The sequence below is a fragment of the Okeania sp. SIO2C2 genome, from assembly GCF_010692625.1.
GTDB classification, from domain to species: domain Bacteria; phylum Cyanobacteriota; class Cyanobacteriia; order Cyanobacteriales; family Microcoleaceae; genus Okeania; species Okeania hirsuta.
This window is the reverse complement of the sequence record NZ_JAAHGM010000040.1, coordinates 17124-36238: the sequence shown is the minus strand read 5'-3', so window position 1 is coordinate 36238 and position 19115 is coordinate 17124. Positions and strand designations below refer to the sequence as shown.

The window sequence follows — 19115 nt, the reverse complement described above, 5'->3', positions numbered from 1 at the left end:
TTCAATCAATACTGGCTATTTTTTCAATAAACTTTTTACAGTTTCTAAGACCTTTTCTTCAACATAAGGTTTTGTCATATAAGCACAATTTTTAACTAATTGTTCAATTGCTACACCCATTCTGGATGTACCACGAGAAGTCATAAAAACTATTGGTAAATTTTGTAACTTAGAATCTTTTCTAATTTTCCAAGCTAACTCTTGACCATTCATACTCGGCATTTCTATATTTAATGAAATCAAGTCAACGTGTAAATTATTTTGCAATTTCTTCCAAACTTCTAACCCATCTTTTGCTACTTCTACCTGATAGCCAGCTTTGATAAAAGTCATACTCAAAAGTTGACGAACAGTAATAGAATTATCCACTATTAGAATAGTTTTGAACTTCACATATCTGTTGAAAATATTATTGATTGTTTCTAAAACTGTTTTCTCAGTAAAAGGCTTATATCATGTTCCCCCTCCGGGGGATCTACGCTAACGGTTGAATACTTATAAATAAATGTTGTGAGTCCTCAGGAGGACCGAGTCAGGAGTCAGGAGGAAATATTGGAGAAAAAGAGGAAATATTGGAGAAAAGTAAAGACAATTTCAGTATTCATTTGATACCGTCGGTACTGTCAGTCCTTAAATTTTATTTATAACTGACCCGTCCGAACATGATATTAGTTAGATAACCACAATAATTAAATTATTCCTGAACTTTTTTCTGCTTATTTCAGATGACTAGAGATAGCTAATTTATTATGGCTAATTAATGAGACTTGATATTAGAAGTGAAATTAGACATCTCCATTGAAGAAGGAGACAGGAGACAGGAGACAGGAGACAGGAGGAAAATTACATAGGGATAGTCAACGACCTGCCGCTCCGCGTCTACGCTCCCCCAAGTAATGCGTGAACACCCCCGTTGACGGTGGGGTATTAAACCCACAAAGAAAATGATAATAAAAAGTCAAATCAATTATCCCACTCTTATTCATCAATTCTTTCTCCCTGCTCCCTACTCCCTACTCCCTACTCTCTCTTTTCTGGAGATGTCTATTCATCAGGAGTAAAATTAAGAGGCTTTTTGTCAACAAAAGTTAAAGATAGGGTGTGTGATCAAATACGGGAAAAAGGTTGAAATTTGCCCCCATCTCCCTATCTCCCCATCTCCCCAAACTCCCTACTCCCTTTCAACCAATAGCATCCTTGAGAGCATTCTGAGTCATAGCCGCGATCGCTTGATCTGTCGCCTTAGGTAAATGATAATACTTACCCCCCGCTTGCTTCGCCAACTCCTTGGCAAACCCAGTCGAAACAAACTTATTCTCAGTATCAATCATCAACAACTGAATCCCCAAACCCCGAACTTTAGCAGCAATTTCCAACAACTCCTCCTTAATATTCGGTTTCTCATCATCCAATATCGGTTCACCCAACGAACGCGCCAACGGAATATTACCCCGTCCATCCGTAATAGCCACAATTACCACCTGTCCAACATCACCAGACTGTTTAGCATTCACACCCACTCTTACCGCTTGAGTCAAACCATGCGCCAAAGGCGAACCACCACCACAAGGCATCTTCTCCAAACGTCGTCGTGCTGTAGTTATCGAACGAGTAGGCGGTAACAACACCTCCGCTTGTTCCCCCCGAAAAGGAATCAACGACACTTGGTCACGACTCTGATAAGCCTCCGTCAACAACTGCATCACCGCTCCCTTCGCCGACTGCATCCTATTTAACGCCATCGAACCCGAAGCATCAACCACAAACACCACCAAAGCACCTGCCTTTCTTGCCAAACGCTTTGCCCGCATATCAATGGGTTCCACAATCACTTTACGATTTGGCTGACGTTCGCGACGAGACTTCTGATAAGGAGCAGCAGCTCGCAAAGTCGCATCAACCGCAATACGCCTCACCTTACCCTTGGGCAACATTGGCTTCACATAACGTCCCCGGTCTTCAGAAAAAATAACACTCCGACTACCAGACTTACCTTGACGGTTTGCTGTTTGGGCAAACATTAGCACGCTATCATCCAGCACCACTCCCTCTGGATCAAACAAAAATTCTTCAGGAATACTTGCCTCTTCTTCCTCTGGAGGTTCCGGGTTTTCCTCATCCTCATCCTCATCCTCCTCTTGCTCATCTTGAGACTGGTCTTCTGGTGGGGGTGGTGGTGGAGGTGGCGGTTGTTGTTCCTCTTCTGGAGGGGTTGGCACTATTGTTGCTCGTGGCACAATAACTAACTCCACGGCCCGACGCAAGTCATCAGCATTAATTGTTGTCCTTCCATCCAGTGCTGCTGATGCTTTGGCTACTCGCACGGCAAAAAGTTCTGCCCTATGTCCTTGTACGCCTCCACGAATTGCTTCTTCTACTAAATATTGGATTTGTTCGTTAGTAATGGTGACATCTTTTATCCATTCCCTGGCTAAAAGAATCTGAGTTTTGAGATTATCTATATCTTCTGCGTATTGTTCGAGAAAAGCTTGGGGAGATTTTGCATAAGCTAAAGCTTGTTCTACTGCCTCCACTCGTTGGTCTAAATCTAAAACCATATCTGCTGAGAGGGCGATCGCTATTCTATCTAGCAAATGTTCTCGTAGTGGCCCTTCTTCTGGATTATAGGTAGCGATAAATAGAGGTTTACAAGGATGTTGAAAACTAATACCTTCCCGCTCTATTTGATTTCTCCCTTCTGTTAATACTGTGAGTAATAAGTTGGCAATATTGTCGTCCAGCAGATTAATTTCGTCTACATATAATACTCCCCGGTGAGCTGATGCTAATAATCCTGGTTGAAAAACTGTTTCTCCCTGTTTGACTGATTTTTCTACATCTACCGAACCCAATAACCGGTCCTCTGTTACTCCTAGAGGGACTTGAATAAAAGGTGCAGGTATAACTTCAGTAGGAATTTCTACTGATGTGGGGTCGGCATACTGCTCTAATAGTTGGTCGTCCCATTCTTCGGGATAGTTAGGATTACAGTTACTAATGGAATCTTGAACAATTTCAATAGGAGGCAGGAGTGAATGTAGCGCTCTGGCCATTACCGATTTGGCAGTACCACGACGGCCAGCAATGGCAACTCCTCCTAATCCTGGATCAACAGCGGTTAACAATAGGGCTAGTTTGATTGCTTCTTGTCCGACTACGGCAGCTAGAGGAAAGTTGATGATGGCGGGAGGGTTTACTACAGGCATAGTTTAAATAGTTTTACTCTTGGTTTTTAGGATATCAAAATAATGGGACATATTTTTCGATCGAGGTTGGCGATCGCGGTAGCGATGCGGAGGATTATCGCTTCAAATGCCAATCCTTATATATATTCTTATTTTAAAGTTACACTTTAATTCAAATATATAGTTGTACATTTGATTTTTTTACTACTGCAAAATAACTTTTAACTAATATTATTAATATTTATATGTAGCATAAGTAATAAAAATATTGAAGTGAGGGGTTTCACCCCTTAAAAAGGTTATACTACGTTTAGTAGATGCACCCTGATAGTTATCTGTCCCTTTGTCAATTTTGACAAAGGGGCTTTTTTTTTTATGTATGATAGATATGGGTGCTTAGTTTAATGAAACTTATACTTTGTTTAATTTATGATATTTTTTTTTAATTACTCAAATAGTGGGGTTTACCCCTTGCGGGTGTTATACTACGTTTAGTAGATGCACCCTGATAGTTATTTGTCCCTTTGTCAATGTTGACCAAGGGGCTTTTATTTTTTAGATTAGCTATTGAAGAAGGAGAAAAGAAGAAAAAATAGATGGGTACTCAAACCCCAACCAATTGTAAACACCGTGTAGACAGCGGAGTATTAAACTCAAAAAAAAAGATAATAAAGTTTTTGCTACATATCCCCTAATTTTTAAGTAGTCAGTAGTTTTTTTTTGAGGAGTTAGTCAGTCTAGATAGGATTGACGAACACGGAGGAAGTTCGAGAGTTTGGTAACGCCGTCAATTTAGGCGCGGGGTGGAAAAACGAAAGGCGGTTTCAACCCCCCTGATGAGTGTCGTTGATGTATTCCAAAATCAACGGCGATGCTGACTTTTCCTGTAGTATTATAAAAATAGCTGTGAGTCCATAAACTAGGCAGCTTGCTTGAAGAAGGAGACAGGAGACAGGAGACAGGAGACAGGAGGAAAATTACATGGGGATTCGCTCCCCCAAGTAATGCGTGAACACCCCCGTTGACGGTGGGGTATTAAACCCACAAAGAAAATGATAATTCAGGAAACTCTTGTCGCAACAATCGAGAAGACCTGCCTTTTAAAGCTTTGACTATTAGCTACTTTAAAAGAAAAGAAACCACAAGGTTTTTGGTCTAAACGTTTAGCTAAAATTACTGAAAAACGTAATCGTCAGATAGGTAATGCTGTTAACAAAACAGCAAGATTGGTGATTAATCATTGTCTTAAACATGAAATTGCTACAGTCGTTTTTGGTTGGAATAAAGAGCAAAAAGAGTCAATTGAATTGGGAACTAAAACCAATCAAAAGTTTGTACAAATTCCTACTCCTAGACTCAAAGAAAGAATCGAGCAACTTTGCAACTTATATGGGTTGCAATTTGTAGAACAATCAGGAGTCCTATACCTGGCAATCATCATTTTTAGACAATGATGTTCTCCCAAAATATGGTGAAAAACCCGATAACTGGGAACCATCAGGAAAGCGTATTAGGGGAGATTTATATCAATGAAAACTTATTGTATAATTATTAAAGACAATTATTTAGCAAATTAAATTAATTTAATCGTGAAATATTGGCAATCCAAAAAGTTACCATCAACAGAATTTAAGCGTTTGACAGGGGTAAAAAAACTTTTAGAGTAATGGTTAGTACTGTAAAAACTCAAGAAAAAGAAAAAAAGAAATCAGGACAAAAGCCAAAATTAATAGTTGAAGACCAAATTTTAATGACTCTTCAATATTTGAGAGAATATAGAACTTATTATCATATTGGATTGGAATGGAAAATGTCTGAATCTAATGTCTGTCGTATTGTTCATAAAATTGAAAATATCTTAATTAAATCTCGTCAATTTCGACTGCCTGGAAAAAAAAGAATTATGGCAAACTCATTCTGAAGAAGAACTGGTAGTGATGGATGTCATGGAAAGTAAAATTGAAAGACCTAAAAAACGGCAAAAACAGTTTTACAGTGGAAAACAAAGATAACATACACTAAAAACACGATTAGTAATTCAACAAAAAAATGAAAAAATCTTATGTTTAGTCAATGGAAAAGGTATAATTCATGATTTTAAACTATTTAAAAATAGTGGCGTTAAATTTGGGAATTTAATTAAAGTTATCGCTGATAAAGGCGATCAAGGAATAGGTAAAATTTATCAATTAAGTCAAACACCACTCAAGAAAAAGAAAGGGAAGAAGTTAACTTTCATAATAGAAAAAATATAATCGGCAACTGAATCAATTAAGAATTATAGTAGAACATATTAATAGACGACTAAAAATCTTGAAAATTCTCTCTTATCCTTACCGAAATCGTGGTAAAAGATTTGGACTAAGAGTGAACTTAATAGCTGGTATTTATAATTATGATTTAGCTAATTAAGTTTGAATTTTAATTTATTAAATATCTAGTAAATTGGACTTTTAATCATTAGCTGAACTTATTTATTTTGGCGATTTTTAATGATTTTGGTTTGTGGCGATCGCCTGTTATTAATTATTCAAAAAAATTGATAAATTCTGGATATCTTATCAAGCAAACTTAGACTAAAAAATAGAAATATACTACAGCACAGTATATTTTTGCAATAAGTCTATTAATTTACTATAGCACACAATCTGTGAAAACCGCAACATTGATTGGTTTTCCCATCCCTCCGCTCCCGCCTTCAGGAGAGTGCGGGTCTTCAACCAACCTTGAGATCAAATACTATTCTTGATTGGTTGGCTAAAAAAACCGCTCTATGCTCAAAAAGCAAAAAACGGCTTTAGTACGATGGTTATTTTTAATTATTTAATGGAGCATATGGGAGTTGAACCCATGTCCAAAATGGCTATTTACTCTTCGCTCATTCACAGGTTTAGCTCTTGTTAACCCTCAGAGCTGGGACCATCCATTATCCCGGATGGCGGGATTCTCTAGTAAGGTCTTAACCAGTAGCTGACCAGAGGCAGTTTACTAGTGCATCCGTTGGGGTTAAGTCTGCAATCCTTAACGGAGTCAAACCACAGACGCTCGAACCTATAAGAGGTATTTTCGCAATTAAGCTACAGCTACTTGCTTACGAGCAAAAGGTACAATGTTGTTTGCACTTATTATTTTTTGAGCCCGGGATTTGCGAGAGAAGACTCACTCTCGACCTGAATCACAAAGTAGATTTCACCACCCTGTCGAAACCGTTAATGCCCCGTGTTATTCTTTTTATCTTACACATTTATTTGAATTTTGACAACTGTTGAATTTAGAAGTCAGGAGTCAGGAGTTAGGAGTCAGAAGTCAGGAGTGGCAGAAAGCAGAAGGCAGAAGGCAGAAGGCAGAAGGCAGGAGTCATATAGAATCCGGTTATATAATATGTTGTGTTTATAATCCAATACGGTTTCCTACGGAATGCTGCGCAAACAGATAAGACCAAAACTCATAAGGTATGGAACCATTAGATAAGCTTTTGAGATTACAGAACTGCCCAAAAAAATCCTTAACTCAACTGTATTGGTTTATAATCAATAGACATCTCTAGAAAAGAGGGAACAGGAAACAGGGAACAGGGGAGAATAATTGATAATGTATAGATAATAATTGATTTTATTTTTGATTTTTGGAGATTTCTAATAATTACTTCAATCTCCCCTACTCCCTACTCCCTACTCCCTACTCCCTACTCCCTCTTAATGTAAATCATCTTCCCAAACACCGATATAGACAAGATCATTCCTACTACGCTCAATTAAACCTTCGAGATTACCTGTTTTAAACTCATAGCGATTAATTTTACGGTTTCGCACATCCTGTAATCCTTGCTTAATTTCTGGAGTAATTTTCCAATTCAACATACTAATGAAAGCGGTTCTTACCATTAGGCCATCTACACCATCTGCTACAGACAACTCAGTTTGTCTTAAGCGACGAGAATCTCGATCATATATATAGCCTAAAGTAATTTGATTAGGAAGTAAATCATAAATTACAGCCCTAGTATTAGGCCAATAGCCACGCTCTTTAACTGTTGTAGGTTTTCCCAATAATTCTATTACTTTACTTTCTAATGTGCCTGGGGGTAAGCCACGAATAATCGGCAACCGATCCCTAATAGTAGAATTATCAATAGGATCGGAAGGAATATTATCTGGCAGTATTAAATCTATAGGTATGTCAGGAACTGAATCTTGGGGAGGTTGAACCGGAGTTGGAGCTGGAGTTAGAGTTAAAGTTGGAGTTGGCTCAACCGTAGGTGGTATAGGTGTAGGTTTTTCTACTGGAGGTGAAGGAGTAGGGGTCGGTCTGACTATAGCAGGAACAGGAGATGGTGATGGTGATGGTGATGGGGTAGGAGTAAAATTGGGCAATTGCTCCATATCATTAGGTTGTGGAGATGGTGTAGGAGTTACAATTGGTTTTGATATAGGAGTTTGAGCAATATCTGATGGTCTAACGGTGGGAGATGGTGTAGGAGTTTGAACGATAGGTGGTGTCTCAGGGGGCTGAGAATTTAACACTATTGCTGCTAATGTTCCTACTGTTAGGGTAGCGATCGATCCGAGTATACCCCACATCAATATTCCTTTAGGTCTTTGTATAGGAGGAATATTTGTAGTAGCAATTTTTCCATTTCCCACATTATGAGCTGGATGCTGTTGAGGTACAACCTGGATAGTTGAATGTAAATCAGTTGTGGTAGAATTTGATAAATCTTTTAGCCATTCCTCCACAGTTGCAGGTCGGTATTGAATATCCATTGCCATACCTTTTAGCACTGCTTGATTAACAGTACCACTAAGTTGAGGCTGTAACTCTCTGGGAGTAGGCATTTCTTGTTGCGCTCTGTTCATTGCTGCTATTGGCAGTCGTGCTGTTAATAAAGTATAGAGAGTTGCAGCTAAACCATATACATCTGTTGCTGCGGTACGTTTTCCTTGAACAAAATACTGTTCTGGAGGAGCATAACCATCAGAAACCAAATTAGTGTGAACCTGAGTTTTACCAGCAATAAATTCCCGCGCAATACCAAAGTCAATTAAGATGACATCCTTAGTACCCTGACGTAGCATAATATTTTGGGGTTTAACATCTCGGTGGAGTAAGTTATTTTGATGCACCACCATCAAAGCATTTCCTACTTGACGAATATAATGCACGGCGATCGCCTCTGGTAGAGGTTGTCCACTATATATAACTTCTGCCAAAGTTGTACCCGGAATATAGTCCATCACCATGTAAGGTTGACCATCTTCCACAAAAAAATCACTGACTCTGACAATATTAGGGTGGACACACAAAGCGAGTCTTCTGGCCTCATCCTGAAACTTCCTTTGAAATTCCTCAAAGTTGGGATGTTGACGTAGAGACTCATTGAGAGTCTTAATAACTACGGGTTGTCCTAAATAATTATGAGTAGCTTTGATAGTAATACCAAAACCCCCCCTTCCTAATTCTTGTTCTAATGTATATTTATCCCCTTGTAAGTTTCTCAATATATTCATTATTTATTTCCCAATTTCTCTAGATCTTAGTGAATTACAGTAGTTTTTATTTTAAGTAGGGACATTCCATGGAACATCCTGAGGAGGGTTGTGGTACGCGAGTATGTGGTTTATCTATCAAGACTTACGCACCTGCAACGTATTCTCGTCATTGTGATCGATAAAAAAGCCATCTCAAATCCTAATTTTTCCTACCTCATGTGTAAGTCCTGTCTATCTGAAACTATAAGCTAGTGAAATTCAGGAGTTTAACTTTAGACAGTAGTCAGAATTTTCTCCTGACTTCTGAGAAGATGACTCCTTCTGCTGAATGCTAATAGATATGCTAAATAGTATCCTAACTTCTACTACTTCTCAGGGGGGGTTGCACATTATGGAATGATATTGCCAAAAAATAGTTTAGACTTTGACTAAAAAAAACCTAATATTAATCTAATATTAATTATTATAGCAATTGATTAATCCAAAATCTTGTTCATCAAAAATCTCAAATCATTCGTCACTGTGCAATGCCTCTCAGGGTGTTTCAATTACGAACTATTAGTTTTAATTTTGGGCGTTGGTGATTTGAGGTATGATATCATGTTTAGTAGTCCATTTCATTAGTTCTAAAGGGTTGCAAATTGCCACAATGACTTATTTTTCATAATTTGGAGAATTCACTTACCCATCAAAATTAATGAAATAAACCACTAGATAAGAGCGCGAACAAAAAACTTTCTCTTCTACTACTCTTTCTTCTTATTTCTTCCCTCCTGACTCCTGACTCCTGACTCCTGACTCCTAAAAAATTAAGATTAATATCATACACTAATTCAGCAACTATGACTTTGAAGATACTTTGCCTTAGTAATGGTCATGGGGAAGACGCGATCGCAGTTCAAATTTTACAAGAATTACAAAAATATCCTCTTCCTCCTAGTCTTGCTGCCTTGCCTATAGTTGGAGAAGGATACGCTTATACCAAAATACCTCGTCTCTCAATTATTGGTCCCCGACAAAGAATGCCTTCTGGTGGATTTATCTATATGGATGGGCAACAGTTATGGCAAGATGTCAAAGGTGGTTTATTAAAAATGACCTTTACTCAACTCAAGGCATTAAAATATTGGGTAAGTTCCGAAACTAAATTAGGTCATCAAGTAGTTATCTTTGCAGTTGGTGATATTGTACCTTTATTATTTGCTTGGTTGAGTGGAGCACCTTATGCTTTTTTAGGAACTGCTAAATCAGAATATTTGATCCGAGATGAAACTGGGAAACTTCCGTCCAAGTCTTGGGTAGAAAGTTTTCAGCATTGGTCAGGTTCGGTTTACTTTCCTTGGGAATGTTGGTTAATGAGTAGGAGTAAGTGTAGAGCGGTACTTACTAGAGACGATCTAACAGCACAAATACTCAGAAAAAAGTCAATTCGAGCTTATTATGTGGGAAACCCAATGATGGATGGTGTAGAGTTGGAAAATTCTCTGCTGTCAATGTATCGCTCTGATGCAGAAATACTAGGAATGCAGCATCAAGTTACGATTACTTTATTACCTGGGTCTCGTTCTCCAGAAGCTTATGCGAATTGGGAAATTATTATTCAAGCTGTTGTAGGGTTAGTAGAAACTTTTCCACGGCAAAAATTTTTGTTTCTGGGGGCGATCGCTCCTAACTTAAGCTTAGAACCTTTTATTACACTCCTCAATTCTTATCATTGGCAGACTGAACGAGAGATTAGAACTAATACTCAGAACAGTATTTTACAACTGCCAGTTGATCGTCCTGTACCAACCTTTTTTTCTGGAGAGGGAAGTATTCAGTTTCCTGTGAAATTAACTTCTCAGAATAAAAATGCTAGTCTGATTTTAGACCGACAAGCTTTTCCAGAATTTGTGCATCGGGGAAATTTAGCTATTGCTATGGCAGGTACTGCTACGGAACAGTTTGTTGGTCTGGGGAAACCAGCGATCGCTATTCCTGGCAATGGCCCTCAATTTACATCTACTTTTGCGGAAGCTCAAAGTCGTCTTTTAGGAATTTCTGTGACTTTGGTCAAGCATCCCAGAGAAGTTGCAGATGCGGTTAAGTCTCTGTTGAACGATCCAGACCGACTACAATTAATTGCTAAAAATGGGATTCAGAGAATGGGTAAACCGGGTGCAGATCAGAGAATTGCTGATTTTTTAATGGGGTTGAAATGGATGTAGGCAAAAGTTATAGCGCTGCGCGCAGGCAACAGGCAACAGGCAACAGGCAACAGGCAACAGGGAGAATAAAAAGCTGTTTGCGGAGCATTCCGAAGAAATAATATAAGACTTTTAGCTATTGGACAGTTCCTGCAATTTGTGGATATGTCAGCGCACATTGCTATATATCATGTCCGGTTGAATACTTATAAATAAAACGATGAGGGAGTCAGGAGTCAGGAGGGAAGAAAGAAGCAAGAAAGAAGAGGAGAAAAAGGAGAAATTTTTTTGTTTAGCTGGCGCACAACGCACATTAACGCTACGCGACAGGTCAAGGGTAGCATTCCGCACCGAAAACGCGGAGCGCGGAACGGAGTCTTATCGCGATCTGATCCGGACATGATATTACTAACCCTTGGCAGCAGAAGAGTAAAAAATTTTTTTGAAATTAACTAAATCTCCAAATTTCTGAATTTCTCTACTACCGCTAAAGGTAAAGAAAGAGCATCTGCAACTTGTTTGGTAGTTAAACCCATGCTCAATAACCGAGGAATAGCTTCTTGTTGCTGTTGAGCAATTAAGTTCCGTTCTTGTTGAGCTTGTTGACGTGCATTTGCCTCTCCTTCAGCGTTTTGTCTTTCTTGTTGAGCTATTAGACATCTGGTGAAAATAAACTTACCCTTTATTTAACATCAGCTAGAGTTGTAAAAGTCAATTCCCTAAATCATTTTTCGTACCTTTTCCTAAAAATCTATTCCCTGTTGCTTTCCGGAGCTGTTGCCTATTGCCTGCTATGTGCAAAAAGTCTATATCTTTTTCACGCCTATGTCTATTTGTCTTTCTCGTTCGGCGTTTTGTCTTGCTTGCTCCTTTTGTTCGAGAATTTCTACATAAGTGGCAAAACGTTCTCCATCGGGTGGATAAATTTGTAATTCCCTACCCTCTTTTTCAAAGCGAATTCCGATTCGAGGACTTATCCAACCTTCCATGACTTCTATGGGAGTGAGAACTTCTCCTCGACACAACCATCCTTTTAATCTCCCTGTGTCTGGGTCATAAACATAATACTGTTGCGCCTTATATTCTGAATATAACTCTAGTTTTGCTACTTCCAGTTCAGTAATACTTTTCCTAGGAGAAACAATTTCAAACACAACTTGTGGTGAAATATTATCTTCTTCCCACTGTTTATAGGAACGTCTATCTTCTTGAGGAAGAGCGAAAACTACCATCACATCAGCAGTTTGTTTTACCCAAGGTTATTTTTGTTTGGGATACCAGAATAAGTCTCCGACAACAAACACATTGGGGTTGTCTTTATACATACCAGCAATACCCCCAACAATAGTAGTAATCAAACGGAATTGAATTGTGTGATCAGCAAAAGGTAAACCGTCACTCTTTGGATAAATAACTTCTGCTGCAGTGGAGGATGTCATTACAAATAACCTCTTACTTAACTTAAATGTTTATAACTTAACCCATCCTTATAGCTATTCACATTATATTTAGATATTTAGTATAGCACTATAGTTTTAATGATAATTTCTATTTTTTATTATCAATAATAGTACAGATGTATACGAAAGAAAATGTTGATCTTAATAGACATCTCCAGAAAAGAGGGAACAGGGAACAGGAATAAATAATTGACAATTTATAGATCAGAATTGCTTTGATTTTTAATTTTTGGAGATGTCTAATATAAAACCATAGTAAAAATTGTATATCAAGTCTGTTTAACGGGACTAATACCAATTCTCAAAAGTATTGCTATACTTAATTAGCCTATAGCATAGCAGTCGAACGAAAAACCTCTCTTTTTTCCCAGAGCAAATATCCTTTTTATTCTTCCAACTCTCTCCTAATAGATTATGATATAGCAGAAGGAAGAAGGAAAAATCTTCATTGTCTGAATTTTAAGCTTTTGATATGTCAAATACAGTAATGACGACTGCTATACAGCAAATTTTAGGATAGTGAAGTACAGTTTAAGATTAGTCCATAATTCTTATTCATTCCCAGCTCTCAGATCCAGTTTGATCTGTTCCCTAAAAGCATAAAACTTTGTACCTCCAAAACTCGAAAACTTATGTAAATATTCAACCGGATATTATATTACTAGAGTCAAAAAAATTAAAGACTTTTCCTTTTTTTTATGATGCTTTTCTCAACAACGGTGATGATTTTTACTACCTTTTTGAGTTTTGTTAATTTTAATGAACGTAGGATGAAATAAATTAATTTACTGATATCTTTTATAGTAGCAAAGTTTGGTAAAATATTAGAAATATGTAGATATATCTGCAAAAATATAAGTTATCAAAAACCTGCTGAATTAATCTTACCAAAGGATAAAAATATGCCAATTCCACAAATTTACAATCGCGATGTTTTTATTTTAATAGACCGTAGTGGTTCCATGACAATATCTGATGCTACTACAGGAAACAAAAATCGTTGGCAATATCTTCAAGAAACTGTACAAGGTCATGTATTTGAAATTCTGTCAGAGCAAGATGATGATTATGGAATAATTTGTGATGAGGTAACTTTATATTTTTTCAATCGAAATCAACAACCGACTAAAACTATTTACCTTAGAGATGCTGCCCAAGTACAAGCTGCTTTTAAAGAAAATAGACCTGGTGGTTCTACTTATATTGCTCCTACTTTAAATGAGGCAGTATCTCAGTGGTTTTCTAATAGAACTGATGATAAAGGTGCTTTTATAATTATCTATACTGATGGTCAAATTGATGATAGTAAAGAATTTATTAATGTTATTGGAAAAACTTGTTCTAATATCAATAGTCAAGATGAGATTAAAATTTTAATGATTGGTGTAGGTAGTGATATTGAGACAGAGGGAGCAATAGATTTTTATTTAGGAATTGATTTGAATGCTAATAAATTTCAATCTAGACGAGGAGAAGATTGTAATATCTTTATTTTTGATTTAATAGATGAGGTAATGGATGAGGGTATTATTGCTGCTCTTGAACGTCAACTTGAGGGAGATCCAAGAAAAGGATTAGGTGGTTGGATAAAAGAAAGATATCCAAGTTTATATGGTAAATATTTTGCTTCTTAATATTAAGAAGGAATCAGGAATCAGGAATCAGGAAGATATTTCTGAATTTAATTCCTCACTATTGATAGTGCGAAGATGTTTGATCACCACAATCTAAGTTAGAGTACTTTTCTTCTTTACTGAAAATTTTGGTTTAAACCCTGCCCTTTTAAGGGGATAAAAAGTGGTCGTTAGCGGAGCGGGTCTGCAAGAACGGGTCTCCTCGCCATATCCAATCAACCAAGAGAAAGAAAATTCTGCATCTTCTCGCTTCCCTATTGCAGGAGGTACTGATAACGTAGTTCCTCTGTAAAGAGGCTAATTGTTAACGTTTACGCAGGATTCCCATAGGAAAGTTCCTCCGGCAGTAGGTTAACTGAATTGACTTTCTCCTAAATACTGACTACTCATTACTTATTTATTCTGATATTTATAAATTTGTGCAATATTTGTAAAAAATTCTAAATTTATAGATGAAATTATGAAATTTTTAACCCTATTATCTCATACTATAGCAATCATATTTCAGTTGTAATATTTTAGTATTAATTAGGAGTCAGGAGTCAGAATATAAAAGGATTTTTATTGGTATTAATTGTTATTAAATATCTCATAAATCATTCCTGATTCCTATATAATGCTGTGAATATTTTCTACAAAACTCAATATGAAGAGGATTGCTATAAATTGCTGAGTTAATTTGATATTAATTTATACATTTCTTACCTTTTAGATAAAATTTATATTGTGTTTTAAATCACATAGTATATATACTATAAGTCACATTAAATCAAGAATATAAATCACAGTTATTTCAGTAAAAATACGGAAAAATAGAATTGTCAATTTTATTCTAATCCGAAATTTCATGTATTAAGACTGAAGCAGAATGTAGTAGTTAATTAATTATGTCAAAGTGTGCTGAAATACTTATTTGTAATTCTATGGTACTAAAGCCGATCGCTCCATAATCAATTTTCTAAATTAAGTAATTACCCTGACCGGATTTATCAGCATATCTATTGAAAGATTTGTTGATTTTTGTAAAGAATAAATATTGGCTCAAAATTCATGCAAGCTAATTATATCAATCAACCAATGAACAAAGAAAAGTTAGAGCAGTTGAATGCATTAACTAAAATAATGATTGTCAGTTTTCTGTGGCATAGTTCTGGTTTAATGAAATCTAGTCAACCTACTAAAACGGAGCAGAACACTACAAAGCCATCTCAGACAGATAAAATAAACCATCCTGAGCAAAAATAATGATGATGTGGGTGTTGCTGAACTAACACCACATTATTTCCTAAAGAAGATATTCTCTCAAAATACGATTACGTTTTGGGTCTTCCAACTTTTTCAATGCCTTAGCTTCTATTTGTCTAATTCTTTCTCTCGTTAAATTAAAAGTATCACCGATTTCTTTCAGGGTTTTTTCTTGACCATCATCCAATCCAAATCGCATTTGTAAGACATTTCTTTCCCGTTCAGTTAAAGTTTTGAGAACAGTTTCTACATCTTCTTGTAGGCAATTTTCAAAGACATATTTTGCTGGTGTTTCTCCATCAAATTCGATCACTTCTTTATAGATGGTATTTTCTCCTTTGCCTATAGGAATCTCTAAAGATAACGTTTCTTGAGCACATTCTACAATAAATCGTAATTTCTCTGTGGTCATTTCCATGCGTGTAGCGACTTCTTCAGCAGTAAGCAGACAACGTTCCATTGACATCTGTTTAACTGTTTTCTTAATTTGGGAAATGGTTTCATAGAGATAAACTGGTAAGCGAATGATCCGAGAATAGTCACAAATAGCTCTAGTAATAGCTTGTCTAATCCACCAAATACCATAAGTAGAAAATTTATAGCCTTTTGTATGGTCAAATTTTTCTGTGGCACGAATTAATCCTAAACTACCTTCTTGGAGTAAATCTTGGAAGTCTAATCCACGGTTTTGATATCGTTTGGCAATTGATGTCACCAGTCGCAGATTAGCTGTGACCATTTTATTTTTGGCCTGTCTACCTTGCTGGAGGTGATCGCGCAATTCTGGTATACTCATTTTTACAGCTGTTGCCCATTCTGTTTCATTAGGCGATCGCTGGAGTTTTTCCTCTAAATTTTCACGAATTTGTTCTAAAGCTAATAATTCATCAATTTGATGAGCTAAATTAATTTCTTCCTCAGCACGCAAACGAGGTATTTTATTAATTTCTTTGTGATAAAGTTGAATGGAATCTTCAGTAAATGTTGCGGTTGGCGGTTCTAAATCTTGGTCGTAGCTACGTTCAGCAGGTTCTTTATTGGTAAATTCTTCTGTAGATTCCCAATCATTTCGGGTTATATTTTCTAGCCAGTAAGTATCATAATAAGTAGGATTTTTACAGTCAATTAACCACCATTTAATTGTAATACTTATATTTTCTATTGTCTGAAGAGCAACTATTACTAACTGATGATAGTTTTTTGTACAAATGAGTAATTTTTTTTTTTGCTTTTAGGGATATTTTGGGAAATAGTTATTATTTTTTCTTGAAGTTTACGGTTTGTTTGAAATTCTGCTTGTAGCAACTCCAACAAAAATATTTCTAAACTACCTTCTTCATCGCTATGAATTTTGTAAACATTATCAATAAATCCACTGCAAGAAGTTGGTAATTCTAGCTGTTCAATCTCTAAATTTTCCAGTTGTAAATTATAGCCAAGTTTGTTAAACAAAGCTACTATTTTTTTCGGGCTATTAATTTTTTTTAGATCGTCTATTTCTAATGAATGCCCTATCATTATCATCTGTCTCCACAATTAATTTATGTTAATATGTTGAGTCTTTAATATATTGCGATTAAAAGCGTTATTCTGTCTGTTTTTTTCAAGCTTGGTAAATTTATAAGAAACATTTTTTTGTGTTTTATGAATAGATAGTTGTGGTTTTTGAGAATGATTGCTTACTTTTCCCTAGTTATTCCAAGATTCAATTCAAGTAAAACTTTACACCGATCTAAGATAATTAGCGATCGCGCTTAATCATACCTATCACTATCATCAAAGAGCTTGATGAATTTATACTTCCTTATATCATATATCTTCTTTTATGTCAATCTTTATTTTCAAATTCTTGATATTATCATGTTTGTAGGCAATCAATCAAGATTATATGTCAATATCATATTTAAAATGCTATGTCAAACTTTTATCATCTCGACTCATATGCAAAGGAAACAATTAGGATGATTATTTATACAGCATGAGATGAAAATTATGGGATAATACCAGTCTGATAAATATTTGCTACAAATAGCTAGGCTATTTCTTAGGAGTCAACCCACCCCTAACCCTTTCCAGGAGGGGGAGGACCGAGTCAGGTAGAGGAGCTTTCGGATTGGTGAGGTACAGAATGAATGGCTTTGATATTATTTTTTAGGTCGGAACTTATCTTTTTAGTCAAAAGGGGATCTCCAAAAAAGTCTTTTAATTACTCAAATTATTCATAACATTCTTGTTGGAAAATGGTATAATAGGCAACAGGGAAGAGAAAATAAAGATTAATGTATAGCAGTCGCCATTACTGGTGGTGGTGCATAGTAATGGTAAAGGAAGCACCGGGAGTTTGGGGGGATGGGGGGATGGGGAGATGGGGAGTGTGGGAGATGGGGAGATGAGGAGTGTGGGAGAAATTAAAAAATATGTATCCTACCATTACCATGCAGGACTATCGCCATTACTATATTTGAGATATCAAAAGCTTAAAACTCAGACAACGCAAGATTTTTCTTTCTCTCCTAGATAACTAAAGCCTTCTTCTTTCTGCTATAAAACTGTACCTTACCATCTTGAACAGTGCGGTATTTATATTGAGTTTAAAAATCGTTTTAAACATTAACATTAAAAGATAATTTTTCAATCTTGATAATATATATTTATACATCTGCAATCAGCAGAAAAAATATTGAAGTAATGAATAATTATTAAATAATCACCAGCAAAATTAACAGTTTTTATGAGGAAAAATTAGGAATAAAATTATGGAAACTTTATTAGGTATTTGTCTAGGTGTAGGTTTAAGTGCAGCTTGTGGTTTTCGCATATTTGTACCTCCTTTAGTAATGAGTATTGCAGCACAGTCAGGAAATTTACAAATATCTTCTGATTTTGCCTGGATGGGCACCCCACAAGCAACAGTAGCTTTCGGAGTTGGTGCATTTTTAGAAGTTGCAGCTTACTATATTCCTTGGGTAGATGAACTACTAGATATTGTCGCCACTCCAACAGCAGTTATCGCAGGTACAATCATCACAAGTTCATTTGTGAGTGACATGAGTCCAATGCTACAGTGGACGATTGCTGCGGTCGTGGGAGGGGGTGCTGCGGGAACAGTGCAAGGTTTAACAGATGTGACCAGATTAGCATCTACAACTCTCACCGGAGGATTTGCCAATCCTGGAGTTTCCACAATGGAGTTATTAAGTTCCTCGGTGTTGTCAATTTTGGCGATTTCTGTACCAGTGTTCGCAGCTTTCCTCGTATTTGTAGTGATTGGGTTACTATTATCAGGGGTGAAAACTTTGCATCGAAAGTTGAGGCAAAAAAATAATACAGAAATACCACCGACAGAAATAGAGTAATGACTTGTACCATGTCCGGTTAAACAGTTATAAATAAATGACAGAGGAGTCAGGAGTCATAATTGAGGAGGGAAAGCGTTGCATAGAGTGCGGGATGAATTTTAGACTGGGAAACATAGGAAGTGTAAAAAACATTCAATTGGATTTACCGAATAATTAATATCATGTCCGGCTAATTAGTGATAAAAAACTTTCTCCTTCAACTCCAGTTCTTCTTCTTCCTTCTTCTTTCTTCCCTCCTGACTCCTGAGGACTGACTCCTGACTCCTCCGTCGTTATTTATTTATAACTGTTCAACCGGACATGATATAAGGTAAAAATCCTCTCCTTTAAAGGAGAAACAAGCGGTCGTTCGCGACAGCGGAACGGAGTTCTCTCTTCGGAGCTTCCCGTAGGGTGGGATGGCGATCTTCGGAGCGGGTCTGTAAGAACGGGTCTCCTCCCTGTCCTCCAATCGACCAAGAGAGAAAATATTTTCCTTTTATTCAATCCTCTTCCTTTTAGGGAGAGGTAATTATCAATTATCCATTATTGAACTTCTCCCAAAAGTTTCATCCCTT

General features: G+C 36.6%; 15 protein-coding genes, 1 other RNA gene and 3 pseudogenes. 9 read left to right on the top strand and 10 right to left on the bottom strand.

Annotated features, from left to right (window positions below; all coding sequences use genetic code 11):
- Positions 1 to 15: 15 nt before the first annotated feature.
- The 3 genes and pseudogenes from F6K18_RS25160 to F6K18_RS25150 all read right to left on the bottom strand — a co-directional run.
- Entirely contained in the window at positions 16 to 369 is a 354-nt protein-coding gene (locus F6K18_RS25160) for a PleD family two-component system response regulator (RefSeq protein ID WP_287525045.1), read from the bottom strand.
- A gap of 812 nt (positions 370 to 1181) precedes the next feature.
- The gene (gene bchD, locus F6K18_RS25155) at positions 1182 to 3206 is read right to left on the bottom strand and encodes a magnesium chelatase ATPase subunit D (protein ID WP_287525044.1); all 2025 of its coding nucleotides are present in this window, start codon (positions 3204 to 3206) and stop codon (positions 1182 to 1184) included.
- Between the two features lie 803 nt (positions 3207 to 4009).
- A pseudogene (locus tag F6K18_RS25150) lies at positions 4010 to 4118 on the bottom strand (IS200/IS605 family transposase); the annotation flags it as partial.
- Between the two features lie 293 nt (positions 4119 to 4411).
- Here F6K18_RS25150 and F6K18_RS25145 point away from each other — a divergent pair.
- Together F6K18_RS25145 and F6K18_RS25140 are read left to right on the top strand one after the other, a co-directional pair.
- Positions 4412 to 4639, top strand: coding sequence for a hypothetical protein (locus tag F6K18_RS25145; RefSeq protein WP_287525043.1), 228 nt, complete (start codon positions 4412 to 4414; stop codon positions 4637 to 4639).
- Positions 4640 to 4774: 135 nt separating this feature from the next.
- A pseudogene (locus F6K18_RS25140) lies at positions 4775 to 5597 on the top strand (IS5 family transposase).
- 412 nt (positions 5598 to 6009) lie between these two features.
- Here F6K18_RS25140 and ssrA read toward each other — a convergent pair.
- Positions 6010 to 6404, bottom strand: a transfer-messenger RNA (tmRNA) gene (gene ssrA / locus F6K18_RS25135).
- 36 nt (positions 6405 to 6440) lie between these two features.
- On the opposite strand from ssrA, the gene F6K18_RS25130 reads away from it, so the two are divergent.
- Complete coding sequence (locus F6K18_RS25130) at positions 6441 to 6581, top strand: hypothetical protein (protein WP_287525042.1); 141 nt, start codon at positions 6441 to 6443, stop codon at positions 6579 to 6581.
- 299 nt (positions 6582 to 6880) lie between these two features.
- Here F6K18_RS25130 and F6K18_RS25125 read toward each other — a convergent pair whose 3' ends face one another.
- Together F6K18_RS25125 and F6K18_RS25120 are read right to left on the bottom strand one after the other, a co-directional pair.
- Positions 6881 to 8692, bottom strand: a complete 1812-nt coding sequence (locus F6K18_RS25125) for a serine/threonine-protein kinase (protein ID WP_287525041.1) — start codon at positions 8690 to 8692, stop codon at positions 6881 to 6883.
- A gap of 676 nt (positions 8693 to 9368) precedes the next feature.
- On the bottom strand, positions 9369 to 9503 hold the full coding sequence (locus tag F6K18_RS25120; protein WP_287525040.1) for a hypothetical protein: 135 nt from the start codon (positions 9501 to 9503) through the stop codon (positions 9369 to 9371).
- Positions 9504 to 9516: 13 nt separating this feature from the next.
- Between F6K18_RS25120 and F6K18_RS25115 the strand changes: the two genes are divergently transcribed.
- A complete protein-coding gene (locus F6K18_RS25115; protein WP_287525039.1) occupies positions 9517 to 10881 on the top strand; it encodes a lipid-A-disaccharide synthase-related protein in 1365 nt (454 codons plus the stop codon).
- 199 nt (positions 10882 to 11080) lie between these two features.
- Positions 11081 to 11263 (top strand): hypothetical protein, encoded by a 183-nt coding sequence (locus tag F6K18_RS25110; protein ID WP_287525038.1) that lies wholly within the window; start codon positions 11081 to 11083, stop codon positions 11261 to 11263.
- Between the two features lie 403 nt (positions 11264 to 11666).
- On the opposite strand, the gene F6K18_RS25105 is transcribed toward F6K18_RS25110, so the two are convergent.
- Entirely contained in the window at positions 11667 to 12092 is a 426-nt protein-coding gene (locus tag F6K18_RS25105; protein WP_287525068.1) for a Uma2 family endonuclease, read from the bottom strand.
- 27 nt (positions 12093 to 12119) lie between these two features.
- Entirely contained in the window at positions 12120 to 12299 is a 180-nt protein-coding gene (locus tag F6K18_RS25100; protein WP_287525037.1) for a hypothetical protein, read from the bottom strand.
- 923 nt (positions 12300 to 13222) lie between these two features.
- Here F6K18_RS25100 and F6K18_RS25095 point away from each other — a divergent pair.
- The 3 genes from F6K18_RS25095 (at position 13223) to F6K18_RS25085 (ending at position 15199) form a co-directional block, all read left to right on the top strand.
- A complete protein-coding gene (locus F6K18_RS25095; RefSeq protein WP_124143577.1) occupies positions 13223 to 13954 on the top strand; it encodes a VWA domain-containing protein in 732 nt (243 codons plus the stop codon).
- Between the two features lie 163 nt (positions 13955 to 14117).
- Positions 14118 to 14246: a hypothetical protein gene (locus tag F6K18_RS25090; protein ID WP_287279520.1), complete on the top strand. Its 129-nt coding sequence runs from the start codon at positions 14118 to 14120 to the stop codon at positions 14244 to 14246.
- A gap of 758 nt (positions 14247 to 15004) precedes the next feature.
- Entirely contained in the window at positions 15005 to 15199 is a 195-nt protein-coding gene (locus F6K18_RS25085) for a hypothetical protein (protein WP_287525036.1), read from the top strand.
- 40 nt (positions 15200 to 15239) lie between these two features.
- Here F6K18_RS25085 and F6K18_RS25080 read toward each other — a convergent pair.
- Together F6K18_RS25080 and F6K18_RS25075 are read right to left on the bottom strand one after the other, a co-directional pair.
- Positions 15240 to 16181, bottom strand: a pseudogene (locus F6K18_RS25080) (sigma-70 family RNA polymerase sigma factor); the annotation flags it as partial.
- 200 nt (positions 16182 to 16381) lie between these two features.
- On the bottom strand, positions 16382 to 16717 hold the full coding sequence (locus F6K18_RS25075; RefSeq protein ID WP_287279521.1) for a hypothetical protein: 336 nt from the start codon (positions 16715 to 16717) through the stop codon (positions 16382 to 16384).
- A gap of 1238 nt (positions 16718 to 17955) precedes the next feature.
- Between F6K18_RS25075 and F6K18_RS25070 the strand changes: the two genes are divergently transcribed.
- Entirely contained in the window at positions 17956 to 18555 is a 600-nt protein-coding gene (locus F6K18_RS25070; RefSeq protein ID WP_287525035.1) for a DUF4126 domain-containing protein, read from the top strand.
- The last annotated feature ends 560 nt before the right edge of the window (positions 18556 to 19115 follow it).